Origin of the sequence: Limosilactobacillus secaliphilus (assembly GCF_001437055.1) — a bacterium.
GTDB lineage: Bacteria > Bacillota > Bacilli > Lactobacillales > Lactobacillaceae > Limosilactobacillus > Limosilactobacillus secaliphilus.
On the sequence record NZ_JQBW01000005.1, the window covers coordinates 89,802 to 113,989 of the forward strand.

The window sequence follows — 24,188 nt, forward strand, 5'->3', positions numbered from 1 at the left end:
ATGCTTATATGAAAAACTAGTATTCTAAGCGGGCCTAAGCTAAAATCTGCTTAGATAGCTATTGGTGTTCAAAGGCAGGCGATTAAAGTGATTCATACTATTCAGACCGTTTCCAACTATATTGAAGAGATCGAACAGTTAATTAACAATAAGCAACATAATTACTATTTCCGTGGGCAGGATGATGCGTTTTCCAATACCCTTCCCGCCGTCTTCCGCAGTCGGAAATTGCTGGACAACGAAGACAACCTCTTCAATGACTTCCTGATGGCCGACCCGCTCTTGTTTGACAAATGCCGAACCAACTTTGAGCGGATGGCGCTGATGGAACACTATCACTTACCGACCCGTCTGCTGGATGTCAGCACCAACCCCTTGATTGCTCTCTTCTTTGCCGTCAAAGGTGGGCAAGGCAACGGTGAGGTCTACGTTTACAAGGACCAGCCGAATCCGGACAAGTTGGCGCAAATGCTGGATCAACGCGGCTGGCACAATCTGGCCGCCGAATACAAGTACAAGATTGGTCAGACCAACCACAACTATTTCAAAAAGAACGCCTTCAGCAACGAGATGGAGCTGGAATCGTCACTGGCCCGGCAATCAATGGCGGACAAGAGTGCCTTCTTCCAGTCAATCAAAAACTTCTACCAATTAGATAACGACTACATTGCCGCGCACGGTCGTCTGTGGAGCGATGCATACTTCAGTTACTTCGACAACCAAGACGACGAATATTTTGCGGAATTCAAGCACGACCTGCAAACGGCACCCTTCCTCCGCCTCTTTGAAGAAGCCAAACGAGACATTCCAAGTTTTGCCAACAAGCTGAACCCGTTGGAGTTGATTGTGCCAAAGATCGTCACTATCAAGAAGATGAGCCGACGCATCGAAAACCAGCAGGGACTGTTCCTCTTTGTGCCGTTCATCAGCGACGAATACGACCAGTCCGTCGACATTGACTATGCTGAGGTCGAGCGCCGGGCCCAGTCAGCCATCGATATTCTCAGCTTGTATAATCCGGACAATCCTGATGAGAAGGAAAAGTACATTATTCCGGCCAAGTACAAGCGGCCCATCCTGGATGAACTGGCTAAGCTGGGCATTGACTACAGCTTTATCTACCCTGAAGACCATGCCAAGAAAGCTGAAATGATTAAGGAAAAGTATTTAGGCCTATAAACCGAACAATAAAAAAGCTACTGACGCATTGGTGACCATCTCGATCACCTCGACTTGCGCTAGTAGCTTTTTTGATTGGGAAAACGGCGTGCCGCTTATTTACGGACCTGGCCGTTCCCCGTTACTTCGTATTTAATTGTGGTTAACTGGTCTAATCCCATTGGGCCACGGGCATGTAACTTCTGCGTGCTGATACCAATTTCAGCGCCAAAACCAAATTCACCACCATCGGTAAAGCGGGTTGACGCATTCACGTAGACCACCGCGGAGTTGATCCGCTGCTGGAATTCCCGTCCCCGGGCACCATTTTCGGTAATGATGGATTCAGAGTGGTGGGTCCCGTGCAGGTTGATGTGCTTGATGGCTTCATCCATTGAATCAACCACCTTGACCGCCATAATCAGGTCGTTGTATTCGGTATCCCAATCTACTGCGCTTGCTGGTTTCACGTCACTCACATTTTTCCGTACCCGTTCATCACCACGCACCTCAACGCCATGTGAACGTAAGGCGGCAATGATTACAGGCAGGTAATCAGCCGCAACGTCCTTGTGAACCAAGAGTTTCTCGGCCGCGTTGCAGACAGATGGCCGCTGGACCTTTGCATTAATGATGATCGGTGTGGCTTTCTGCAGGTCAGCATCCTTATCAACGTAGAGGTGGCAGTTACCGGCCCCGGTCTCAATCACCGGAACGGTCGCATGCTTGACGACGGCCTGGATCAGGCGCTGACTGCCCCGCGGGATGATCACGTCAATGTAGCGGTTCAGTTCCATCAATTCTTGGGCAACTTCGTGACTAGTGTCTTTCACCAGTTGAATTGCATCCACCGGCATTCCGGCAGCTGCCAGTGATTGACGTAGCACCTTCACAACGGCTTCGTTGGTCCGCAAAGATTCCTTGCCACCCCGCAGGATCACGGCGTTCCCACTCTTGAAGGTCAAAGCGCTGGCGCCAGAAGTTACATTCGGCCGGGCTTCGTAAATGATCCCGATTACTCCTAACGGTACCCGCTGCTGAATGATCTGCAAACCGTCCTTGTTGATCCAGCCGCGGTCAATCTTGGTGGTCGGATCTTGTAACATGGCTACATGCCGCAATTCATCCGCCATCTGCTGGATCCGTTCCTTGGTCAACAACAGGCGATCGCGGAATTTGTCAGGCATTTCTGTGGCCGTGTCCATGTCCTCTTGGTTGGCCGCCAGAATCTGGTCGGAAGCCTTGAGCAAAGCATCCGCCATCTGATTTAAGGCATTGTTTTTCTGCTCAGTTGATACAATTGCCAACTCGTTGGCTGCTTCTTGAGCTCGTTGGCCCATTTCAATAAGTTGTTGGTTCATAGCTATTCCTCCTTCAAACTGTTGGCAATGCCTTCTGCACCAAAGTGAGTGCCGACCTGCTTGCCTTTCAAGACATCCATAATGATTCGTGGATCACGCCCGTTGCACAAAACCATCTGCCGGTCCGCTTCCATCATGGTCTTGGCGGCACGCAGCTTCGTAATCATACCGCCAGTACCGAAGCGGGTGCTGGTTCCAGCGGCTCCTGCTTCAATCGTGCTGGTGACGTGGTCCAGGTTGTGGATTGGTTTAGCGTTCGGGTCACGGTGTGGATCGGCCGTGTACAGGGCGTCCACGTCAGACAAAATGATCAGCAGGTCCGCGTCGATCTTGGTGGCAACCAGCGCTGACAGTTCGTCGTTGTCACTAAACGTGGTGTGATGGTCCAGTTCATCAACCGAGACAGTGTCGTTTTCGTTGATGATTGGAATGATCCGTTTCTTCATCAAGACTTCAATTGTGTTAAGGACATGCTGTCGACTGACCGGGTAGTGAAGCACATCCCGGGTGAGCAGGACTTGCGAAATCATGGTCTGGTAATTCATGAAGCGTTGCGAGTAGATTCGCATCAACTCCAGCTGGCCAACTGATGACAGGGCCTGCTGTTCCTCAATGGCAGCGGGCCGTTGCTTCAATCCTAGGCTTTCCAGACCAACGCCCATGGCCCCGGATGACACGAGGATGACTTCCAGACCAAGGTTATTAATAGCCGAAAGAGTAAAGGCTAAATTATCAATGACTGGCAGGTTAACTTGCCCATTCTTCTGTACCAAAGTACTCGTACCAACTTTGACAACAACGCGTTTGATCTTTTTCTTCCCCATGTCTATCACTCCTATCAAAACAAAAAGCACGCCTTATGAGGACACCAGTTACGGCGGTACCATTCCTCTTTAAAGACGTGCTTTACTCTTTTTAGTTATATTAAATTATCGGTTTTAAAACGTAGTCCGGCTTCGACACTTTGTCATCTTCGCAATTACCGATGGCTCCCTGAAAGGTCTTAATTCAACTACATTGTCAGTTTATTGGATTCCTTTTTTGATGTCAAGCAACAACTACCCATCCAACTTAACTTCCTAAACGCCCATCAAATGAGCTGAAAAAATACTGGCTAAGGCCTTGACTGTAACGTTACGTACTAGCTTAACCTGGTAATTATTAACAAAGACGCCCGACCTATATTGACCGGGATATTTACGGAAGGAGGATCAATTTTTATGATCACCATTTTTATGACCGCCCGTAGCAGTTCGTCACGCAAGGCAAAAGCGTGGCTGAAGGAGCAAAACTTGTCATTTGTGGAGCGGGATCTCTATGCCGAACCCTTGACCTATCAAGAATTCAAGCAAATCCTCCGCTTAACAGAACATGGCACGGCTGACATCATTGCCACCCGCTCTTGTGCTTTTAAAAAATTCAAAAGTCGCCTAAACGGCAATCTCTCACTGCGAGAATTGTTTGAGCTGGTTAACCATGATCCCAGCCTCCTGCGGCAACCGTTAATTACCGACGGCCGCCTTTTGCAAATCGGTTTTAACGACGTCGATATCCGCCAATTCATCCCCCGCAAAGTTCGGCGCCTTGAACTGTCGCGTGCTCAATTGGGATTGAGAATTGCCTAAAATTAAAATGAAAAATCCGCCAGCAAAATTTCATGCTAGCGGATTTTCTTATTATTAATTGATGCGATAAGCCAAAATACTGTTTTTAGTGAGCCCCAGTCGTGTAATATCAACCCCGGTATTAAACTGCCAGAGGTCGTCACCAATCTGCAGGTTGTTTGTTTGAGCAAATTGACGAATCTTGGCCAACCCCTTTTCGATCCCTTCACCAGTGTTTTGCACCTTGGTAATCAAGAAGTCGCCATCTGCTTGCGTCATTACTGGCAACTTGACCTGAGCCAGTTGACTCTTTTCCTTGATGATTCGAAAACCGGCATCCGCATACTTATTTGGCTGCGCCTGTGGCAAGTCGGTTAAGAAGCCGGACAAGCGGTTGGTGACCATCGTGCCCGCTCCCAAACGTTGATAAAAATCACTATATGCCTGAGCGATCTCCTTTTCGGAACAATTAACCTTAAAGTCCGAAACCCAGAAATCACGCGGCGGCAGGTAGCAACGTTTGACGGTGTAAAAATCAACATCAGTCAATTGAATGTTGTTGGCTTCCTTTTGATCCAACACTTCCAAAACCTGCCGTAATTTAGCGATTTGGTCTTCCACGCGCTGCTTCAGCTTTCCCAATTCCTTGTTTAAGGTTTGTGAATTGTTATCGGCCAGGTAGCTTTTGATTTCATCCACCGATAGGCCCAGGCTGCGCAGCCCCAAGATGAAGTTGATTCTATAAATCTGCCCATAGCTGTAGTAGCGGTAACCGTTGGCCGTCGTTTTGGCTGGCTTGAACACACCTTTTTCGTCGTAAAACAACAGGGTCCGGCGGGTGGTCCCCACTGCTTGCGCAAACTTAGAAATCGTTAGGAACCGTTCATCCAGTTCGTTAGTTTTCACATCAATTGTCATTGTTTTACCACCTATCGTTTCAACTGCCATGCGGAAGGCTTTGACTACTCATTAAAATAACAATTTCATTATCCACTATGACCTAACGTTACAGTCAACCCAGTTTCACAATTTTAATGCTTGACTTTAACACACCACGATCGTTTACACTGAAAGCATTAACATTTCAGACTTAGGTAGTTTTAGAAAATCTGTCCATAAAGTAATTGTCAAAGAAGGACCACTATTTATGAATGCAAATAATTCAATGCCCACCCGTATATTTGCCTTGGTTTTGGGACTGGTGATCAACGCCTTTGGAAACGGCTTAACCATCGCAACCAATATGGGATCGGCACCCGTCACCGCATCCGCCGTTAACTTGGCACACTTTTTACACCTATCTGTCGGCCTCATGATCTTTGCGATCGGTGCCATTACGGCTGTGATCAACCAACTCTTAATTCGTCAGTGGGATGGCTGGCGCTTCTTCGGTGAACTGGTATTTGTCAGCAGTTTTGGCTATTTTGTTAACTTCTCAGCTTCACTCTTTAGCCGTCTGGGCATTCCTAAGCTGCCAATTATTGTCCGCATTTTCCTGTGCCTGTTAGGGATCGTGATCTTCTGTACCGCGATTTCCTTCTATCAACGCGCCAACTTGGTCATGCACCCCAATGATGACACGACAAACATCTTGCGTTTCCTTTACTTTAAAGGTCACGTTGAGATCGCACAATTAGCAAGTTTTGTTGTGCCCATTCTGATCATCATCACGACAGCCATTCTGACCCACCACATCTACGCATTTAACATTGGCACACTCTTCTGTATCCTCTTCAACGGTGCGATCATTGGTTGGGCGGATCGACATGTCTGGCACGGATTGTCACATAATTTCCGGGTAAAGAAAACTGCATAAGAATAAGGCCGCGATCATGCTTTGATCACGGTCTTTTTTCAATCTGCTTGTTAATGTTGATCACAGAACAACCACGTGCTTGCCACTAAACTTGCCAGATTCCAAGTTAGCTTGTGCTTGGCCAACTTCTGCCAAACCGTGATAAACCTTGGCGATTGGCACAGTCAGCTGCTTTTCCTCAATCAAATGCAGGATGTGGCTGAAGTATTCTGCCGGCAGATCCTTAGCCTCGCCAGCATAACTGGTCAAGTAAACACCCGTTGGAATCATGAATGGACTAAAGTTGTTAAGTGTCCACTGGCCGCCCAAGGCACCCGTGAAGCAGGTGAACCCGCCTTCTTTAACCAGCCGCATATCTTCAAACAAAGTTGAGAAGCCAACCAGTTCCAGGGACTTATCCACTTTGTCAGGGGCAATTGCTTGAACCCGCTTGGTGAAGTCTTGATCGTCTAGAATCGGATGATCGATCCCCAAGCTCTTCATCTTAGGCAGTTTAGCCTCATTCCGAGTTGAAGCAATCACTTCGGCTCCCATATGATGCGCCAAGACAGATGCCATCAGGCCAACCGTCGAACTTCCACCCCGGACTAAGAGGATATCACCCTTTTGGACGTGCAGGCCTTGGCTGATTGAACCATGAGCCGTTTGCAGCATTTCAGGCAGGGCGCCGATGATTGACCAATCCAAATTGCTTTCAAAGGGAATTAAGTTCTTTTCCTTGATCAACATGTACTGGGCGTAAGAACCATCGATGGCACGGCCCATGCCACCCATCATCGTAGCGACCTGCTGACCTGGTTTGAATGCTGAACCTGGATTGACCTGGTCAACAACACCCACACCTTCGATTCCTAGAATGCGTGGGAACTTAAAGTCGGGCGAAGATTCACCTTTACGGCTAGTGACTTCCGATTCGTTAACACCAAATGCCTTCACCTTGATCAGCGCATATCCAGGCTTCAGAGCCGGAACATCCACTGTCGTTGGCTTCATTTCGTGAGCCGCACAAGGACCAGTTAATTGAATTGCTTGCATTGTTGCCATTTTTGATAACCCCTTTTCGTTTTTCATAGCTCATTTTGAATATAAGCTATGACGTTGCGGGACAGTCAATTGCTTTCAGATAAAAAATCAAAAAGCTTCTTCCTACTATCAGGAAGAAGCTTATTCAGCAAACTATTCAAATTAAATGCCAGTCGATTCAACCATTCCTTACACGCCGCCAACCAAGTTTGTTCTTAAAGCTATCCCAAGCACGATGAGCAATATAGGAGAAGGCGAAGGACAAGCCGATTGTTAGAATTACGAGTAATGGCAATTTAATCGCAAGGGCCAATTGCGGTGCCAAATGATTGACGGCCCGGTAACTCCAGTAAAGCCAAAAGACATGGCCCAGGTAGGAGCGATGGGCGTAGATGGCCACCCAGTGAATTAATGGCAGCCATTGATTGCGAAAATGCTGTAAATAAGACATGAGCGTTGCAATCAAGCAAATCGTACTGAGGTTGTAGAAGATCATTGACGGGAGATAGTAAGGCGCGTTGCTTAACCGCACTGGTGTCCCATAACTAAAAAAGTTAATGGTCACAATATACAACAATCCCAGCCAGATCACTATCTGACTCAACCAATGCCGCATCAAAAACGGCACTAACCGTTGGTAAAAGACACATAGTAAGACCCCACTCACACCAAAGATCAGAAAACTTGGGAACAGGCGGTCCATTAAATACCAATCCTGTTTCTGTGGCCCATGAAATACTTCCGTTTCGTAAACGAGATGCCAGCTAACCTCAAATAGCAATGCCAGCAAAAATGTGATGATTCCTCGTTTTGGATGATGCTGGACTAAACGGGCTAACCACCAGAAAAAGGGCACTAACACAATAAACTGCAACATCATGACGTTGTACCAAAGATGTGGAGCCGCATTCCCGTTAATGAATTGCCAACAAAATCCCTGCCAATTGTGATAATGCAGGTGTTGTTGCAATTGGGGAGTTACCAATAAGTAAACCAGCGTCCAAATGATCGAAGGAATGAAAAGAACATGCCAACGGTTAACCATAAAGCCCGGATAGTCACGCCAGTTAGCGTTGGGGTGGGTACGCATCACTGAGAACAATATGCCAAATATAAAGGCCGATGCGCTGAACTTGATCGTTTCATAGATGCCACCCAGAAAAAACTGCTGTCCGACAGGCAAGTTGGTCTGCATTAACATGGCAATGACTGACTGAGTCATGACCGTTGTTACCGCCAATAGTTTTTCAAGGTCACCGGTATCAGCTTGATTCAATGCATTCTTTTCCGTAAGTACGGCCTCCTTCTTAATTTTTAATTTGGTCAGTACAAAAGTTCAGTGACAATTATTAAACATTACCAACTAAAAGTGTAGTTTCATTATTTTAAACCAAAAGACACTCAAGGGAAAAATTCCCTTGAGTGTCTCTCCCATTAGTCTTCTAGTTCAACAACTCATACGATCTTATCGGCTTTATTTACGAATAAATTTTTGATCGCTGGCGGGCATGCCCTGCTGGTCGGTCACATAGCGTTCCATTTTCATATGAAGATCATACTTTTCGCGGAGGGCTGCCAGCTCATCCATCATCGGTGACGCATGGTGGGCATCCAAAGCCGCCTGATCGTGCCAACTGTCAATCAACAGAATGGTGTCAGGATCATTTAACGGTTGGAAGTAGTCGTAGCGTTCATTACCCTTCTCGTCACGAATCCGCTGAGCCACTCCGCTTTTCTCCATCTCCCGAGCAAACGCCTGCGCGCTACCATTCTTGCCCGTGTAATATAAGTTGACTACCAGACTCATCGTTCATTACTCCCTTCAACTGAAGTTATGCTTTTTCACCCGAGTTAATCAAGGTTTTATTGATTGGCACCTGGCCGACCGCCTTGAACAATGGCCTTCATAGCAGCTGGATCATGCGGGTCAAAGAATTGACTTTTGTGACGGTCAAGCTGGCCAATCATCTGCATTTCGTCGTAAGATAAGCTGAAATCAAAAATGTCGAAGTTCTCTTGCATCCGCTTGCGGTGCACACTCTTAGGGATAGTTACAATCTTACGCTGCATTAACCAACGGAGGATAACTTGTCCAGTCGTCTTTTGGTGCGCTTGGGCAATTGTTTGCAAAGTCTGATTAGTGAAGATTTGGTCCTTACCTTCCGCAAATGGTGCCCAGGCTTCCGGCTGAATTCCCTGTGATTGATTAAAGGTAACATTTTCCCTCTGCTGGTTCCACGGGTTGACTTCAAGCTGATTGACTTGTGGCTTAACTTGATTAAACAACATTAGATTTGTCGTTTGGTCAGGTGAAAAGTTGGAGATCCCGATGGCCCGCAGTTTGCCAGCTTGGTAGGCTTTTTCCATTGCCCGCCAGGCATTGAAAACATCACCATATGGCATATGAATCAGATAGAGGTCAATATAATCGAGGCCGAGGGCAGACAGCGAATGGTCAATCGCCTTTTCTGGGGCGGCTCCCTGGTAATCTGAAATCCACATTTTTGAAGTAATGAAAAATTGATCGCGGGGAATGCCGCTTTCTCTAATTGCCTGCCCCACAGCCGCCTCATTCCCATAGGTGGCCGCCGTGTCAAATAGACGATAGCCAACTTGAATGGCTTGAGATACAGCACGCCGGCATTCATCTAAATCATCCATTTGAAAAACGCCAAAACCCAATTGGGGCATTTCAACTCCATTAGCCAGTTTGATTGTTTCCACCATTATCATCCCCTGCTTGCTTAATCAACTTTAAATTGTTTATTTAACATCTTTTGGCAACATACCATCAGGATTATGGTCGAGTGCGCCAACGATTTCATGGGCCGTGTATGGTTCGTCTAAGTATTTAACTTCATCCGTTGATAGTTGCACATCAACTGCCTTGGCCGCGTCATCCAAATACTGTTCTTTCGTAGCACCGACAATCGGGGCGGTAACTCCCTTCGCCCATTGCCAAGCTAAAGCAATCTGTGACATTTTAACCTGATGTTGGCTTGCTAATTCAGCGACCCGTTTAATAATTGGCATGTCCTGCTTTTTAGCATGGTCATACTTGGCCCGTTCTGAAGTGTCGGTTTCATTACGCTTGGAATGGCCTTCCCAAGTTGGCCGGGTTAAGTGACCACTGGCCAATGGACTGTATGGCATCAGCATGACCCCATCCTGCTTGCAGATCGGAATCAGTTCGCGTTCGTCCTCACGGTACAAAAGGTTGTAATGATTTTCCATTGCCACAAAACGATGCCAGCCATTCTTTTCAGCCACGTGCTGCATGTTCTGGAACTGGTAGCCGTACATTGCGGAAGCACCGATCGTACGAACTTTGCCTTCCTTGATCAAATTATCCAGTGCTGCCATTGTTTCTTCAATCGGGTGATCATAGTCAAAACGGTGAATAATGTATAAGTCTAGATAATCGGTGCCCAATCTTTTAAGGCTGCCGTCAATTTCGCGGTTGATTGCTTCTTTGGAAAGTCGACCATCATTGAAATACACTTTGCTGGCGATGACCACTTTATCCCGGGGAACCTGGTTTTTCTTCAACGAACGGCCAATATATTCTTCGCTGGTGCCCATGCCGTATACGTTAGCGGTATCGAAAAAATTAATGCCCAGGCTGAGTGCGTGCTGAACCATCTTATCCGTGTCATCTTCGTCCAAAATCCAACGGTAGGTTTTCAGAGCTGGCTTGCCAAAGCTCATCCCGCCGATTGCGAGTTTAGAAATCTTGATATCAGTTTGTGGAATTTGACTATATTTCATCACCAATCACTCCTTCACGTTAATTATGGGTTGCTCGTGGAGTAATGTGAAATGCCTATTAATAGTTATTAAATATTCAATTCAGGCATAAGTTTTACAATTCATAAACGAACAGCCCCTATATTCCAATCGTAGAAAATATAAGGGCTTGATATATCAATTTCAGACGCTACGTCAGCTAAGCCTTACGAACGTTTACTTTCAGCGGGCCACAGTGTAATTAGTTTTTTGAAAACGGGCTGCAATCGTTTGCGTTGCGTTTTTAAATAGGAAATGTAGAAGGGCATCGTAGCCGCCGCATCATTGATCGGGATAGTGATTCGGTCGTTAAGTGGCTTGTGTGCCGTCATGTTGGTGCTGAAATACGGAAAATTAGAGTAACGAGTAATTTCGGTCAGGGCGTCCTGCTCAGCTTGATAAAGAAACTTAGCGTTGGGAATATGATCCTGAATGATTTGCTTCCAGGGGCCAATATCATTCAGGACGATAAAGCTTAATCCTTGAAGTTCTTTAAAAGAGATTGCTCGTTTACTAGCAAGAAACATGAACTGATCAAGGTTAACGTAAAGGTGTTCTATTCCGACATAGAGTGATTCAACTTGGTCAGTTTGCGTCTCGTGATTCGTGAAGCAAAAGGTATGCTGATTGGTTTGCAAGTCTTTTACAATGTCTCGTGGCTGAACAAAGGTGCGGTCAATCTTTAGGTCAAAATACTTAGCTAACCGGTTGGCAACCACCAAAGGCCCTGGGGCGGTAGATCCCACCATGATAGTCTGTTGGGTCAATGCAAAGTTTTTTACCTGAGTAACAAACTCCTGGTTGGCATTCAAAAGCTGCTTTGCCTTGCGCGCAGCTAAGTTACCGGTTTTAGTCAAGGTGATTTTATTGGGTTGGCGATCAAAAAGCTTGACATTAAGTTCACTTTCCAGCTTTTGCATCCCCCTGGTCACAGTCGGCTGAGTTATCTTTAGTTTGGCTGCTGTCTTGGCAAGCGTTTTGTTTTCACTGAAGGCCACTAGTTCTGCTAGCAAGTAGTTTTCAATCATGTCATTACCTCCGTCTCCAGTATACAGTAATCGTATACTACCATCGAAATATAGTAATTTTCTTTTTGAAAAACTGCCGCTAGGATATAGTCAAAAATTAGTTTAGGAGGGCTTAAGCATGACAAACATACCAACAGTTAAGCTAAATAATGGTGTTGAGATGCCGACACTCGGCTTTGGTGTTTTCCAGATATCCAATCTAAAACAGGCAGAGCAGTCCGTGACCGACGCCCTTAACACCGGCTACCGCTTAATTGATACTGCAGCAGCTTACCAGAATGAAGTAGCGGTCGGTAACGCCATTAAAAATAGCAGTGTCAAGCGGGAAGATGTCTTTGTCACTTCTAAACTCTGGGTTGCTGATTTTAACTATCAGCGGGCCAAAGCAGGAATTGACACTTCACTGCAAAAGCTAAGTTTAGACTATATGGATCTTTATTTACTGCACCAGCCATACGGCGACACTATGGGTTCTTGGCGGGCGTTGGAAGAAGCCCAACGCGAAGGTAAAATCCGGGCAATTGGAGTTTCAAATTTTTACTCTGATCAGTTGAAAGACTTAGAGTTAACCATGCCTGTCAAGCCAGCCGTCAACCAGATTGAAGTCAACCCATGGTACCAACAAACCCGCGAAGTTAAGTTTAACCAAGAGGAAGATGTCCATGTCGAAGCCTGGGCACCGTTTGCCGAGGGTAAGCACAACATCTTTAGCAACGAAACGATTGCTGCTATTGCCGAAAAGTATGGCAAGAGTAACGGCCAGGTCATTCTCCGTTGGCTCCTCCAGCGGGGCATCATCGTCATTCCAAAGTCTGTCCACCAGCAGCGGATGGCTGAAAACATTGACGTCTTTGACTTTGAGCTCAATACCGACGAAATGAAGACTATGGCCACACTTGACAAGGGTGAAAGTCAATTCTTTGACCACCGTGATCCCGTTACGATCGAGCAAATCTTTGGTTCCAGTTTAAAAACTGTTCAAAACGACGAAAAATAAAGGAGTAATTTAAACATGACAACACCAACATTTAAACTCAACGATGGCAACAATATCCCTTCATTCGGTTTTGGAACATTCCAAATTCCAGCCGATGGTTCCACCTATGAGGCCGTAAAACAGGCCCTTGCTGCTGGCTATCGTCATATTGACACTGCTGTTGCATACTTTAATGAAGAAGAAGTCGGTAAAGCCATTAAGGACAGTGGTCTTCTACGTGATCAAGTCTGGATTACCTCTAAGCTTTGGCTGCAAGACTACAAATATGAGGACGCCAAGAAGGCCATCGACACTTCATTAACAAAACTCGAGGTAGATTACCTGGATCTTTACTTGCTTCATCAACCATATGGGGCCGTTGATGAGGCGTGGCGGGCCCTTGAAGAAGCCCAAAAAGCGGGTAAAATCCGGTCAATCGGGGTTTCCAACATGACGCCGAAGCTGTGGGAAAAATGGGTACCAAACTTCAACGTTACCCCAGCTGTTAACCAAGTCGAATTCAACCCCTACTTCCAGCAAAAGAAATTACGAAAAATTTTGGCTAAGTCTCACACGACGTTAGAAGCTTGGGCCCCACTGGGTCAGGGCAACCAAGACCTATTTAACGAGCCACAGTTGAATGACATCGCCAAGAAATATGGCAAGGACGTCGGTCAAATCATCCTCCGCTTCGAACACCAAGAAGGAGTTATCATCTTTCCAAAGTCAGTTCATGAGGCGCGGATTAAGTCAAACCAGAAAATCTTTGACTTTGAATTGACTTCCGACGAGATGGACGCAATCCGGGCAATGGATAAAGGTAAGGGAATGCATGACCCAGACGCGCCAGGCGTAGAAGCAGCCCTGTTAAACGCATTTGATGTGCATGCTAATGATTAATAATTAATGAAATCGAGTCTGCAGCGAAGGCACTAGTGTCTCTATTTCATCTTCATACTTAGATGCATTCTAGCCCCATACCCTCCACCGTTACATTTTCGGCAAGGATTATTCTCAAAAGTGAGTTTGCCAAGAGATATTAATATGCAAAAAGCCATTCAGTTTGGACACTGAATGGCTTTTAAATTTCATGAACTAAGACCAGAAACGTTGATCAACCCTTGTCCATCAAAGGTTAGTGTGACGATTAATCCTTCTTTGGCAGCGTGGTGTAGACCATGAACAACTCGATTAGCAATACGACCAACAAAACCAAGAAGGCGTGCTGTGAACCGACTGCTGTTGTCTGGCCTAAAGAAAGAGAATGATTCATTTGGCTAGCGGCCACAATCGCTGAAGCAACCGACGTAACAACCGCACCGGCAAACTGTTGCAGGGTATTCAAAATCGCATTGCCATCACCATTATCCTGATCCGGCAGGTTGGCCAAAGCACTCGTCATAATGTTGCCAAACGAGAGACCGGCACCCACCATAAACGATAGGTAGAGGAAAATGATGACCAGATTCGTCATCCCTTTAGTTGCCAAACAGGAAAAGCCAATCACCGCAATCAAATTCAGGATGACACCAGTCAGAACCGGTTTCCGTGCACCAAACTGATCCAGCAGGCGCCCGCCAAACGGACCTGTAATCGCACCAAGACCAGCCCCTGGCAATACAATCAGCCCTGCCATCATCGCATTATCATGATTAACTAGCTGAATGTAGTTAGGTATCAGAAACGAAAGGCCCAGCGCGGACAACTGAAACAACAGAAAGGCCAGCGCCAGCTTAGCAAAATTATGGTTGAAGAAGAGTTTGAGCTTGACAATAGGGCTCGCAATTTTCAGCGAACGGGTAATGAAAGTTACTGCTCCAATCAGTCCCAAGACAAAACTCCCCATTACCATCATGGATACAAAGGGTTGGCTGCCCATGTTCGCAAAACCCGTCGTCAAACCAGCAAACATGAAGATCAACTCGATTAAACTCAGCCAGTCAAAGCTCGTTTTAACCAAACGATTCTTCTGGCGAATGGTGATTGTTCCCGTAATGAAAGAAATGATCAACAGTGGCAGTAGGAGGATGAAGATCCACCGCCAGCCAAGGGAGTTAACCAAAATCCCACCATAAGTAGGGCCAAGGGCTGGCGCAATCCCGGTGATCATCGTTCCCAGACCCATCATCGTGCCAACGCGACTCTGCGGCACCCAGTCGAGGATGATGTTAAACATTAACGGTAATGCCACCCCGGTTCCAATTCCCTGTACCAAGCGGCCGACTAACAGAAACCAGAAGTTCGGCGCAAGGGTATCGATCAAAAGGCCAGCGGTAAAGGTCAAGTTGGCGAAAATAAAGAGATGCTTCGTCGCAAATCGACGTTTCAAATAAGCGGACAACGGCACCGTCAGTGAAATCGTCAGCAGGCAGATCGTCGTCATCCATTGCACCAGATCAGTGGAAATGTTGAACTCCCGCATTAGGGTTGGAAATGAGATGTTAACCGCCGTCTCAACAATCACCCCAGCAAAGGACATAATTCCGGTTGCGATAACTGCCAGAACTATCCAAGGTTGAATCTTTTCGTTTTGTTTTTCCATAAGGGATTCAGCTCCTTTTTTACTCAAAACACAAAAAGAGCACCTACCTACTGAATAGATAGATGCCCCCATACTCCCCGTGCTATTGCGGATAGCTCCACAATGGACGTCATTAGTTATTGTGTTTTACGTAACGTAATCTTAGCATACATTATTTTGAAAGACTAGCCTGCTTTTGATGCAATTCAACAAACTGCCACTCGGCGGGTAATTTACCATAATTCCCCTCCCTTTGGTTTAGCTATTTGCCAACTCTTAAATATCTCTTCAAGAGTTAATGGTGCTTTTTTAGCTGGTGTTGATATACCTACGTTAACTGTAGATTAATCAAGGATTGTTTTTTAAGGATTTAAATCATAATGACAAAGTCTGCCGCTTTAAAAAAATGTATTCGATGTCTCCAAAAAGAATAGTTATTGTGTAATTTTTCACTTGACGGTGGTCAGTAATTCTCGTATGATAATAGCGATGTTTGATAAATAATTCACAAAGTAAAAGGAGCGAGTTGTTATGACCCAAAAAGTTGCCTTAGTTACTGGTGCTAGTCAAGGTATCGGTGAAGCCATTGCCAAACGCTTAGCCAAGGACGGTTTTGCTGTTGCCCTGGTTGCCCGCCACATGGACAAGCTGCAGAAGGTTCAAAAAGAAATCGAAGAAGCAGGCGGTACTGCCCTGCCGATCGTCGCTGACGTTTCCAAGCGTGACGAAGTATTTGCTGCCGTTAACGAAGCTGCCGACAAGCTTGGCGACTTCAACGTGATGGTCAACAACGCTGGTGTGGCCCCAACCACCCCAATTGACACGGTTACTGAAGACGATATGGACTACGTTTACAAGATCAACGTTTACGGGACTGTTTGGGGAATCCAAGCTGCCCACGCCGCCTTCAAGAAACTCGGCCACCCAGGCAAGATTATCAACGCCACTTCACAAGCCGGCGTTGTTGGTAACCCTAACCTGACCGTCTACTCCAGCTCTAAGTTTGCCATCCGCGGAATTACCCAGGTTACTGCCCGCGAATTGGCTGAAGAAGGCACGACTGTTAACTGCTTCGCTCCAGGGATCGTCAAGACGCCAATGATGTACGACATCGCCCACAAGGTTGGTCAAAACGCCGGCAAGAGCGACGAATGGGGTATGCAAACCTTCGCCAAAGACATCGCCTTGAAGCGTCTTTCCGAACCAGAAGATGTTGCTAATGGTGTTGCCTTCCTGGCCGGCTCCGATTCTGACTACATTACTGGTCAGACTCTGGAAGTCGACGGTGGTATGCAGTTCCACTAGAAGCAAATTTTCCAGCAAAATTATTAGTTCTACACTATTCGGCACTGATGGAATTTCCATCGGTGCCGTTTTTTGATTCATGAATAACAAAAAATCCTTGATACACCTTCGCAAAACGTTGATATATCAAGGATTAATAAACTTTGTATGTTTTGATTATGCTGACTAGAGGCGCTGTTTTGAGGTAACCGAAGCATTAATGTGACAAAATTTGGCTCTAAACGTCTTAAAATTTTGTTCAAATAGCGTTGTTATTGGATTCTTAATCCCAAAAAGTCAATCTATAAATTTTTTACTATTTACATACATACTAAAAAAGAGCGCTTATTAGGCGCCCCAATTACCGGTACGGTTTAAGTAACGAACTGAAACCAATTTGCATGCCGGTGTTCTTCATTTGATACTTATATTATAGCACAAGGTTACTATGATACAATATTGATTGCGTGTCGGGAGTAACGACCCAAACTATCACGCAAAAGGGGGGTGTACCCCTGTGAAGTTTGTGTTCTTCATTTTGATCGTGCCAAATAGGCTCGTTAAGCAAGCTTTTCATTCTTTGAAAAAAGAATTTAAGTCTGCAATTAAAAAGGTTGTTAATTACCTTCTTAATTGGCTCTTGGAGTAACATCCAATCCAATTAATTTTAGTAATCAATGACTATTTCAGCGGTGGTTTTGGCCATCGCTGTTTTATTTTACATCTAGCAACCTCTCCAATTTATCATATGAAGATGCTCCCTTTAAATGTGGGTTCCTCATATCACAAATTGCTTCACTAATTGATTGCATGGTTTCAGTATTAGGAATTCCCCAATATTTTGGAAGTCCATCATTGGCTACTGATGATAAAGCCATGCGAATAAAACTAGAAATGGATAAGCCGTGAGCAGCTAATTCCTTACTGGGTCTTTCTTTAACATCAATCGGCACCCTACTACCTACTCTTGCACACATATTCATCACCTCTCATATATACGAAAATTAACACACAAGATCAATTCAGGCTCAATATATTATTAAAGCTCAAAACTCTATACAATTACGGCTATTCGCTTGTCCAGCACTAAAGAAGGCTTCCTTAAACACACTGGTCATAATTCACAAGCCAGTGTATTTATTAGTGTGTTTGAAACTGTAATTCACATAGATTTAGAACAATTCATTTTAATTCAGAAGCATACAAAAAAGCCTACACACCAAGCCTTTATGACCCAATCTGTAGGCTTCTAAATGGTTATGAACCATATCTAGTGCTGACTAGAGGGTTCGAACCTCCGACCTCATCATTACTAATGACGTGCTCTGCCAACTGAGCTAAGTCAGCATTTAACCAACAAATATTAGTACAACAGAAATCAGTAAAAATGCAAAGATAAATTTGTTTAACTCAGTCGTATAAAAAATTGCCCATCTATAATTAATCCCGTACTCCCTCAAGGCCTTCTTTGACAATAAAGATAATCAATAGTAAGGAAAAGACACTATCGGACCACCACCAGCCTTGCCAAGCCGTCAGCACGTTACCGACCAAGACAGCCGCAGCAGTATAGGCACAGGTCAGGTTACACATGGCATCCTCCCGTAGGGCACTAGAGTTAATTTTTCTTGCCACCCTTAGTTTAACCATCATCAAGAGTGGCATACAGATCAGGGATGCCAAAGCCATTAGCATCCCCACCAAACTGCTTTCGGCGCCCTGATGGTTGACCAGGTTATAGCCGGACGTCACCCCAATATATACCGCCAGTGCTAACAGACACCAGCCAATAATCCGTCCTGCACGACGTTCTACGCGGGCCACCTCATTAGGTGATTTTCGACTTGTAACGTTTAATCGCCAAAGCAATGCACCACTGGAAATGATCTCAAAGAGACTATTCAGGCCAAAAGCTACCAACAACAATGAGTGGGCCCGCCAGCCTGACCAGCAACCAACCACAAATTCAAGGATCATCCAGCCAAGTGAGAAAACCTCAACCATGATCCCTTGACGATAGTAGTTTTGTTTAATCATGGTTATTAACACCCCACCCATTTGATTGCGCACGTCGCTAAGCTATCGGCGAACGAACCTAATTATAGCGAATAAATAAAGTTAAGTGAACGGCTACGCGATACCAGAATAAAAAATGCTTCCGCACGGATAAACTTAATTCATGCGGAAACATTTTGTAACCTTCTTGATTAACTCAAGGGCTTCAGCACCCGTACTCGACGCTGATAACGTTCGATCTGACCGCGCTTTTGTAGCTGAGCCAATTTCCGGGATAACGTTTCGGGTGTCGTTCCTAGGTACGAAGACAAATCCTTCATCCTCAGCGGCAGCGTAATCAAAGAGTTTCCCTGCTGAGCAACCAATTGATTCAAGTAACTAGCTAGCCGTTCCTCAATACTTGGTAACCCCATCAGCTGCGTCTGTTTCCGAAGGGCTGCAATCGTTGCTGCTTGTCCGGCCAGCAGTCTAATAGCCAAGTCGCCGTGCTGCTGAATCAGACTGGTAAAATCGGTGCGAATTAGGACACAGATATCACCAGCCGTCATCATTTCAACATAGCTATTTTGGTTGGTAATTCCCAACAACCAGGTTTCACCGACATAGTCCCCGGTGGTCAGGGAACGTTGAACCTGTTCTTCCCCGGTCGCACTCAATTGGTATAGCCGGGCCTGCCCGCTCTTAATGATCACCAGCCGATCGCTATCGCTGGGACTCACCACGATCGTTCCCCGTGCAGCGTGTTGGTGATGGACCAGCCGCTCAATTTGCCGCTGCTTTTCTAGATCTAATTGATTGAAGAGCGGTACGAGCCGTACACAAAGTTCCTCTGCCATTTGCGTCCCTCCAGCACCTATTTTCTAAAAGTCGTCATCGTCCTCTTCAGTATACAACCCGGTCCGCAGATCGTGACCTAGGAAGCGCTGGGTAAGGGCAATCTGGGCCTTGATCCACGCCAAAAGACTGGTCAGACTGGCGACCAATTCGGGCCACTCCTCATTTCTCCCCAGGGTGATTGCCTTGGTGATGAAGAGCGTCTGAGTATCAAAGTCCTTGACGAGGCTAAAGAGCTGCTCGGTGCCGGGATCATACTTGACGGCACCGTCCTCTTCCAACATCGTAAACTGCTTGAACTGGTCAGTCGTCGTTGGGATACTCTCCCCGTTATTGACCAACAGCTGATTGAGCTTCGCAAACGTCGCCTGCTCATGAGTGATCCACGCATCCCCGTACTGGGCCAGGAAGAGGGCGACCGGCCCCTGGGCAAACAGCTTAGCCTGGCTGATCTTGAGTGTGTGAATCAATAGGTTGGCGATGATGTGGCCGGTCATCGCCCCGGCTGTCGGGGTGTGATGGTCAACGTCACTCTGCTTTAGTTCCTGTGCATACTTTTCTTTACTCGTCATCTGCAAGCTCCTTTGTCTTGACTCCCTGAACCGTGTAACCCATCTTCTCGATTCCTTCCTGAACCACTGCTGGTGAGGTTTGGGCCGGATCTAAAGTAAACTTGACCTTGCCCGCGTTGAAAAGAACCTTTACGTCGGCCGTCCCATCAACCCGTTCCACACTCTTTTGAATCTTCGTTAAGCATGATGGACAGGTCAGTCCACCGAGTTTCATCATTACTTTTTCCATTCTTACCACTTCCTTACGTGATTATTCTACCGGGGTTTCCCTGGAAGAAAATTGACGATGATCAAGTTTCGGTGAATATTTAATGAGCCGCATGCTATTGAGGATCACGACCAGAATGCTCAACTCATGGATCAGCATCCCCGACGCCATTTCGATATAGCCGACAAAGAGACCGACGAACAGCAGCAGGACCGTTAAGAGAGCGATCACGATATTTTCATTCATGTTCTGGAGCGTCCGGTGGGCTAGCTGCCGGGCGACCACCAGTCTTGTCAGGTCCGACTTCACCAGGACCAGGTCGGCAACGTCCATCGCCACGTCCGTCCCCGACCCCATCGCGACCGCCACGTCGGCTGCCGCCAGGGCAGGACTATCATTGATCCCATCGCCGACAAAGGCCACCCGGTGTCCTGTCTTCTGGACGTTTTTAATGAAGTGAGCCTTATCCTGAGGCAACATGGCGGCATGCACCTCGTCGAGTGGCAGGGCCGCCGCGATCTCCCGGGCCGTCCCTGCATTATCTCCGGTTAGCATCACCAGGTGCTTGACACCCAGCTCCCTCAGCTGCGCGAGGGCCTGGGCCGCCTGGGGACGTGGCTGGTCCTTGATGGCAAAAATCGCCAGGGCGGTCCGGTCGGTACTGGCAAAAATCACGATCGAATTGCCCGCCGCAACCAGCCGGTCGACCTCAGCCGCCAGCGCCTGATCGGTCCCTACCACCTCATGGACCAGTTGCTGGTTTCCCAGCAGGTACTCCTGACCGCCGAGCTGGGCACGCATCCCCTGACCCTTGATGGTCGTTACCTTTGTCGGTGTCAGGGACTGACTCATCTCGAGTCCAACAATGGCCTGGGCCAGGGGGTGGGTGGATTGCTTCTCAATGGCCACGGCCCGGTCGATGATCGCCTGCCGGTCGCCTTTCAGCACCAGTAATGACTTCACCGTTGGCTTCCCCAGGGTTAGGGTCCCAGTTTTATCAAAGGCAATCGTATCAACGTGGCGGAGCCGGTCCATCACGTCCGATCCCTTAAACAGGATCCCACGCCGGGCCCCATTGCCAATCCCCGCAACCGTGGAGGCGGGAACGCCGATGACCAGGGCGCCCGGACAGCCCAGGACCATGACGGTAATCGCTAGCCGGAAGTTGCGTGCAATGATGCCGACCACGACTGCTACCAAGAGCACTAGCGGCGTGTAGTATTGGGCAAAGCGATCAATGAAGCGCTGCGTCCGCGTTTGGGAATCCTGGGCTTCCTCTACCAGCTCAATAATCTTGCCAAAGGTCGTGTCGTCGCCCGCCGCGGTGGTAGTGACGGTGACCGTCCCGTTCTCCAGAATCGTCCCGGCAAACACTTCATCTCCCACCTGCTTGCTAACTAACCGAGCCTCACCGGTAATGCTGGCCTCGTTCAGTAGGGCCGTTCCGGTGCGGATCTTCCCGTCGACCGGCATCCGATCCCCGGTCTTGACCAGGACGGGGGTTCCCGGATCAAGGAAGTCAACGTCCTCCTGACTGGTGGTCCCGTCCTGGTGTACCACCAGGGCTGTCTGGGGCGCCAGGTCCACCAGCTGCTGGACTGCCGACCGGGTCTTATGCAGGGTCACGTCTTCCAGGACCTCCCCAACCATGAACAACCAGGTGACGATCGCTGCCTCATTGTATTCGCCAATGATAAAGGCGCCGATCACTGCGATACTGACCAGGACGTCAATCGAGACGAGGCGAACCTGAAGCGACGAGATCGCCGTCAACAGGATCGGCAAGAGTCCGATAATCCCGACGATGGCCATGATGACTTGGTACGTCAACGTAAACTGACCACCAAACCGGGCCACTTCGGCCAGCACTAGTAGGAGCGTGGTCACAATGACGATTGCCTTTCGATGGGTTGTAAAAAACTGCTGGGTCTTAACCATAGCTTGCATCCTCCTTTACTTTTCCAGTATAGGGTTGGCGGCAGGGAATTAAATTGACTGTTGTCAAGTTTGCACCTTCATCACTTTTTAGTATCCACGACAGTACATATTAAAATAGCCTGCCACAACGGTGTTTAGTCGTTGTAGCAAGCTATTTTGCTCTCTATTTATTTTATAATTTAACCACTCTTATTTACGAGTTGAGCATAATTAAACGTAATACTTATCTTAATCATCTTGCTTAGAACACATGATAAGTTGCTTCATGTAGGTCTGTGGGTCATCAATAATCTGCAACATCACCTTAGCCACGTCTGCTCGGTTAGTACGCGGTGCTCCAGGCATTTTATAACCAGACGCTGCATCCCTAACTAACGGATTCTCACTTCTTTCGCCGTTAAATAGTGGGCCGGGATGAATAGTCGTCCAATCGAGATCAGAAGACGGTAACTGCTTTTCACCAGCCTCATGATCAGCAAAATTTCCCTTTAGGAATCCTTTAGCGCCCATCCGATATGGATAACGGGTATTTTCATAAGTAGCACCAACACCTAATGCTGACAGGCTAATTAGGCGTTTAACTCCTGCTTTATCCATTGCTTCAATAATATTTGGAATAGCAAGAGCAAACAATTTTCCACTGCTATTAGAAACCGGATTACCAAGCGCCACTAAAACCGCATCACAACCTTTCATAGCCGACGCAATTTTGTCAATGTCGTTTAATTCACCAGTTACCACCGTTATTTGGTCACGATGGGTTAACTTATCTGGATGACGAACATAGGCAATAACTGAATATTTCTTTTCTAAAGACTGGAGAATCAGTTCTTCCCCGGTCCGTCCGGTTGCACCAAAAATGCAAAGTTTCATTTAACACGCCCCACTTATAAGTTGTCTTCAATCCAGTTGAAAATCATTTCACTCGCCGGAGCATAACCACCCATCTGTGTGTGCTGTTGAGCTGTTGAATCCTCATCAAAAAACAAGTAATCCTTCGGACAGGTTAGCTGATTATAGAATTCCTTGGCAGCTGCTGGATTAATTTCAGCTGCCCCATTCAGTACCAATACTTTGGACTGAATTTGATTAATGATATCACTATTGTCATATTTAGCTAACTCTGGTAATAATTCTTTTTCAGAGCAACCATGCTTCCAAGTATAATCTTTAAGCATGTATTCCAACATCGCTGGTCGTAATCTCTTTGGTAAGGCTAGGATCTTATTCAAACGCTGTCCAATCATTTTACCCCAAGCAATATTACCAGGATCAGCAATACATATCTTGATTCGTTTATCAAAAGCTGCTGCTCGGGGAACCTGGAAGCCACCAAAGCTCATTCCCATCACGCCAATTCGTGATGAATCCACGTCAGATAGTCCCTCAGCAAAGTCTAAGACAGGTTTCATGACGTTTTCAAAATCAGGTCGGAATGGTAAACCCTGAAGTCGAAGGGTCATTCCCTGACCTGGGCCATCAAAGGTCAAAGCATTAATGCCACGCTTAATTGCAGCGTCTGTTACCCAACGTGTATCATCGGCCCAAGTATCACGACCAGGAACGACAATCAGCAGTGGTGACTTTCCGTTAGCATGTGGTGACTGAAAATAGTGCCCTGGCAGAGTCGTATTTTCATAAGGAATTTCAATTGCTTTACCGGGATACCCGGAAAGTTTCATTGACTTATCATAGCAACTCTGGCTAAGTCTACAATACTGTCTGATTCGCGGATCCGCAATATCTCCGAAGTACATCAAAGCAACTCGCCAATAGGTTGATGCACGAAGGTATGCGCTACCTGCACTGACCAGCTTGTTAGCTTGTTCATATTGTACCGCCCGCTCCTGTAAACGATTTGCCATCGTAGCCCAGGCGCTGATCCAGGTCTGTTCGTCACCGTTCTTCAAATTAGCGTTTACCTCTAAGACTTCACCGACATCGGCCATCCGGTAATTAACTAACCCTAAAACATGTTTGACGAGGGCGTCTTGTAACATATTCTTACTGAATTTCTGTGACGACCAATGATTATTAAATTTCATAAATGCTTCAGTCATATT

24 protein-coding genes and 1 tRNA gene are annotated in these 24,188 nt (G+C 46.7%); 6 read left to right on the plus strand and 19 right to left on the minus strand.

Annotation, left to right across the window (positions count from 1 at the left end; genetic code table 11):
• Positions 1-87 precede the first annotated feature (87 nt).
• On the plus strand, positions 88-1,179 hold the full coding sequence (locus tag IV45_RS01790) for an FRG domain-containing protein (RefSeq protein ID WP_057740091.1): 1,092 nt from the start codon (positions 88-90) through the stop codon (positions 1,177-1,179).
• Between the two features lie 95 nt (positions 1,180-1,274).
• Here IV45_RS01790 and IV45_RS01795 read toward each other — a convergent pair whose 3' ends face one another.
• Together IV45_RS01795 and proB are read right to left on the minus strand one after the other, a co-directional pair.
• Positions 1,275-2,519, minus strand: coding sequence for a glutamate-5-semialdehyde dehydrogenase (locus tag IV45_RS01795; protein ID WP_057740093.1), 1,245 nt, complete (start codon positions 2,517-2,519; stop codon positions 1,275-1,277).
• Positions 2,520-2,521: 2 nt separating this feature from the next.
• Positions 2,522-3,343: a glutamate 5-kinase gene (proB, locus tag IV45_RS01800; RefSeq protein WP_057740095.1), complete on the minus strand. Its 822-nt coding sequence runs from the start codon at positions 3,341-3,343 to the stop codon at positions 2,522-2,524.
• Positions 3,344-3,739: 396 nt separating this feature from the next.
• On the opposite strand from proB, the gene spx reads away from it, so the two are divergent.
• The gene (gene spx / locus IV45_RS01805) at positions 3,740-4,144 is read left to right on the plus strand and encodes a transcriptional regulator Spx (RefSeq protein WP_057740097.1); all 405 of its coding nucleotides are present in this window, start codon (positions 3,740-3,742) and stop codon (positions 4,142-4,144) included.
• A gap of 54 nt (positions 4,145-4,198) precedes the next feature.
• Here spx and IV45_RS01810 read toward each other — a convergent pair whose 3' ends face one another.
• Complete coding sequence (locus IV45_RS01810; protein ID WP_057740099.1) at positions 4,199-5,041, minus strand: MerR family transcriptional regulator; 843 nt, start codon at positions 5,039-5,041, stop codon at positions 4,199-4,201.
• Positions 5,042-5,270: 229 nt separating this feature from the next.
• Here IV45_RS01810 and IV45_RS01815 point away from each other — a divergent pair, with 229 nt between their 5' ends.
• Complete coding sequence (locus tag IV45_RS01815; protein WP_057740101.1) at positions 5,271-5,939, plus strand: YczE/YyaS/YitT family protein; 669 nt, start codon at positions 5,271-5,273, stop codon at positions 5,937-5,939.
• 60 nt (positions 5,940-5,999) lie between these two features.
• Here the strand turns inward: IV45_RS01815 and IV45_RS01820 are convergent, their stop codons facing one another.
• The 6 genes from IV45_RS01820 to IV45_RS01845 all read right to left on the minus strand — a co-directional run bounded on the left by IV45_RS01820 (position 6,000) and on the right by IV45_RS01845 (position 11,776).
• Positions 6,000-6,983 (minus strand): zinc-binding dehydrogenase, encoded by a 984-nt coding sequence (locus IV45_RS01820; RefSeq protein WP_235807648.1) that lies wholly within the window; start codon positions 6,981-6,983, stop codon positions 6,000-6,002.
• A 157-nt stretch (positions 6,984-7,140) separates the two neighbouring features.
• Positions 7,141-8,238 (minus strand): acyltransferase family protein, encoded by a 1,098-nt coding sequence (locus IV45_RS01825; RefSeq protein WP_235807649.1) that lies wholly within the window; start codon positions 8,236-8,238, stop codon positions 7,141-7,143.
• A 198-nt stretch (positions 8,239-8,436) separates the two neighbouring features.
• Positions 8,437-8,769 (minus strand): putative quinol monooxygenase, encoded by a 333-nt coding sequence (locus IV45_RS01830; protein ID WP_057740106.1) that lies wholly within the window; start codon positions 8,767-8,769, stop codon positions 8,437-8,439.
• Between the two features lie 56 nt (positions 8,770-8,825).
• Positions 8,826-9,686 carry an aldo/keto reductase gene (locus IV45_RS01835; protein ID WP_057740175.1) on the minus strand — a complete coding sequence of 287 codons (861 nt, stop codon included), beginning with the start codon at positions 9,684-9,686 and terminating at the stop codon, positions 8,826-8,828.
• A 39-nt stretch (positions 9,687-9,725) separates the two neighbouring features.
• Positions 9,726-10,730 carry an aldo/keto reductase gene (locus IV45_RS01840; protein WP_057740108.1) on the minus strand — a complete coding sequence of 335 codons (1,005 nt, stop codon included), beginning with the start codon at positions 10,728-10,730 and terminating at the stop codon, positions 9,726-9,728.
• Between the two features lie 185 nt (positions 10,731-10,915).
• The gene (locus IV45_RS01845; RefSeq protein WP_057740109.1) at positions 10,916-11,776 is read right to left on the minus strand and encodes a LysR family transcriptional regulator; all 861 of its coding nucleotides are present in this window, start codon (positions 11,774-11,776) and stop codon (positions 10,916-10,918) included.
• A gap of 118 nt (positions 11,777-11,894) precedes the next feature.
• Between IV45_RS01845 and IV45_RS01850 the strand changes: the two genes are divergently transcribed.
• Positions 11,895-12,773, plus strand: a complete 879-nt coding sequence (locus IV45_RS01850; RefSeq protein ID WP_057740111.1) for an aldo/keto reductase — start codon at positions 11,895-11,897, stop codon at positions 12,771-12,773.
• 15 nt (positions 12,774-12,788) lie between these two features.
• Complete coding sequence (locus IV45_RS01855; RefSeq protein WP_057740113.1) at positions 12,789-13,652, plus strand: aldo/keto reductase; 864 nt, start codon at positions 12,789-12,791, stop codon at positions 13,650-13,652.
• A 247-nt stretch (positions 13,653-13,899) separates the two neighbouring features.
• On the opposite strand, the gene IV45_RS01860 is transcribed toward IV45_RS01855, so the two are convergent.
• A complete protein-coding gene (locus tag IV45_RS01860) occupies positions 13,900-15,294 on the minus strand; it encodes an MFS transporter (RefSeq protein ID WP_057740115.1) in 1,395 nt (464 codons plus the stop codon).
• A gap of 510 nt (positions 15,295-15,804) precedes the next feature.
• Here IV45_RS01860 and IV45_RS01865 point away from each other — a divergent pair.
• Complete coding sequence (locus IV45_RS01865; RefSeq protein ID WP_057740117.1) at positions 15,805-16,578, plus strand: (S)-acetoin forming diacetyl reductase; 774 nt, start codon at positions 15,805-15,807, stop codon at positions 16,576-16,578.
• A 692-nt stretch (positions 16,579-17,270) separates the two neighbouring features.
• On the opposite strand, the gene IV45_RS01870 is transcribed toward IV45_RS01865, so the two are convergent.
• The 9 genes from IV45_RS01870 to IV45_RS01910 form a co-directional block, all read right to left on the minus strand.
• Positions 17,271-17,510, minus strand: a complete 240-nt coding sequence (locus IV45_RS01870) for a type II toxin-antitoxin system RelB/DinJ family antitoxin (RefSeq protein WP_235807650.1) — start codon at positions 17,508-17,510, stop codon at positions 17,271-17,273.
• 321 nt (positions 17,511-17,831) lie between these two features.
• Positions 17,832-17,904 (minus strand) — tRNA-Thr (locus IV45_RS01875).
• A gap of 93 nt (positions 17,905-17,997) precedes the next feature.
• The gene (locus IV45_RS01880) at positions 17,998-18,594 is read right to left on the minus strand and encodes a cation diffusion facilitator family transporter (RefSeq protein ID WP_083487236.1); all 597 of its coding nucleotides are present in this window, start codon (positions 18,592-18,594) and stop codon (positions 17,998-18,000) included.
• A 170-nt stretch (positions 18,595-18,764) separates the two neighbouring features.
• On the minus strand, positions 18,765-19,409 hold the full coding sequence (locus tag IV45_RS01885) for a Crp/Fnr family transcriptional regulator (protein ID WP_057740121.1): 645 nt from the start codon (positions 19,407-19,409) through the stop codon (positions 18,765-18,767).
• A gap of 24 nt (positions 19,410-19,433) precedes the next feature.
• Positions 19,434-19,979 (minus strand): hypothetical protein, encoded by a 546-nt coding sequence (locus IV45_RS01890; RefSeq protein ID WP_057740123.1) that lies wholly within the window; start codon positions 19,977-19,979, stop codon positions 19,434-19,436.
• Positions 19,969-20,208 carry a heavy-metal-associated domain-containing protein gene (locus IV45_RS01895; RefSeq protein ID WP_057740125.1) on the minus strand — a complete coding sequence of 80 codons (240 nt, stop codon included), beginning with the start codon at positions 20,206-20,208 and terminating at the stop codon, positions 19,969-19,971. Before IV45_RS01895 ends, IV45_RS01890 begins: the two co-directional genes overlap by 11 nt.
• 21 nt (positions 20,209-20,229) lie before the next feature.
• On the minus strand, positions 20,230-22,125 hold the full coding sequence (locus IV45_RS01900) for a heavy metal translocating P-type ATPase (protein WP_057740127.1): 1,896 nt from the start codon (positions 22,123-22,125) through the stop codon (positions 20,230-20,232).
• A gap of 228 nt (positions 22,126-22,353) precedes the next feature.
• Entirely contained in the window at positions 22,354-22,998 is a 645-nt protein-coding gene (locus tag IV45_RS01905; RefSeq protein ID WP_057740129.1) for an NAD(P)-dependent oxidoreductase, read from the minus strand.
• 14 nt (positions 22,999-23,012) lie between these two features.
• Positions 23,013-24,185: an alpha/beta hydrolase family protein gene (locus IV45_RS01910; protein WP_057740132.1), complete on the minus strand. Its 1,173-nt coding sequence runs from the start codon at positions 24,183-24,185 to the stop codon at positions 23,013-23,015.
• Between the last annotated feature and the right edge of the window lie 3 nt (positions 24,186-24,188).

Bases quoted from the DNA above. Each gene is read 5' to 3' on its own strand.
- IV45_RS01795 (WP_057740093.1), bottom strand. From the start codon at position 2,519: ATGAACCAACAACTTATTGAAATGGGCCAACGAGCTCAAGAAGCAGCC.
- proB (WP_057740095.1), bottom strand. From the start codon at position 3,343: ATGGGGAAGAAAAAGATCAAACGCGTTGTTGTCAAAGTTGGTACGAGT.
- spx (WP_057740097.1), top strand. From the start codon at position 3,740: ATGATCACCATTTTTATGACCGCCCGTAGCAGTTCGTCACGCAAGGCA.
- IV45_RS01810 (WP_057740099.1), bottom strand. From the start codon at position 5,041: ATGACAATTGATGTGAAAACTAACGAACTGGATGAACGGTTCCTAACG.
- IV45_RS01815 (WP_057740101.1), top strand. From the start codon at position 5,271: ATGAATGCAAATAATTCAATGCCCACCCGTATATTTGCCTTGGTTTTG.
- IV45_RS01820 (WP_235807648.1), bottom strand. From the start codon at position 6,983: ATGGCAACAATGCAAGCAATTCAATTAACTGGTCCTTGTGCGGCTCAC.
- IV45_RS01830 (WP_057740106.1), bottom strand. From the start codon at position 8,769: ATGAGTCTGGTAGTCAACTTATATTACACGGGCAAGAATGGTAGCGCG.
- IV45_RS01840 (WP_057740108.1), bottom strand. From the start codon at position 10,730: ATGAAATATAGTCAAATTCCACAAACTGATATCAAGATTTCTAAACTC.
- IV45_RS01845 (WP_057740109.1), bottom strand. From the start codon at position 11,776: ATGATTGAAAACTACTTGCTAGCAGAACTAGTGGCCTTCAGTGAAAAC.
- IV45_RS01850 (WP_057740111.1), top strand. From the start codon at position 11,895: ATGACAAACATACCAACAGTTAAGCTAAATAATGGTGTTGAGATGCCG.
- IV45_RS01855 (WP_057740113.1), top strand. From the start codon at position 12,789: ATGACAACACCAACATTTAAACTCAACGATGGCAACAATATCCCTTCA.
- IV45_RS01860 (WP_057740115.1), bottom strand. From the start codon at position 15,294: ATGGAAAAACAAAACGAAAAGATTCAACCTTGGATAGTTCTGGCAGTT.
- IV45_RS01865 (WP_057740117.1), top strand. From the start codon at position 15,805: ATGACCCAAAAAGTTGCCTTAGTTACTGGTGCTAGTCAAGGTATCGGT.
- IV45_RS01880 (WP_083487236.1), bottom strand. From the start codon at position 18,594: ATGATTAAACAAAACTACTATCGTCAAGGGATCATGGTTGAGGTTTTC.
- IV45_RS01885 (WP_057740121.1), bottom strand. From the start codon at position 19,409: ATGGCAGAGGAACTTTGTGTACGGCTCGTACCGCTCTTCAATCAATTA.
- IV45_RS01890 (WP_057740123.1), bottom strand. From the start codon at position 19,979: ATGACGAGTAAAGAAAAGTATGCACAGGAACTAAAGCAGAGTGACGTT.
- IV45_RS01895 (WP_057740125.1), bottom strand. From the start codon at position 20,208: ATGGAAAAAGTAATGATGAAACTCGGTGGACTGACCTGTCCATCATGC.
- IV45_RS01900 (WP_057740127.1), bottom strand. From the start codon at position 22,125: ATGGTTAAGACCCAGCAGTTTTTTACAACCCATCGAAAGGCAATCGTC.
- IV45_RS01905 (WP_057740129.1), bottom strand. From the start codon at position 22,998: ATGAAACTTTGCATTTTTGGTGCAACCGGACGGACCGGGGAAGAACTG.
- IV45_RS01910 (WP_057740132.1), bottom strand. From the start codon at position 24,185: ATGACTGAAGCATTTATGAAATTTAATAATCATTGGTCGTCACAGAAA.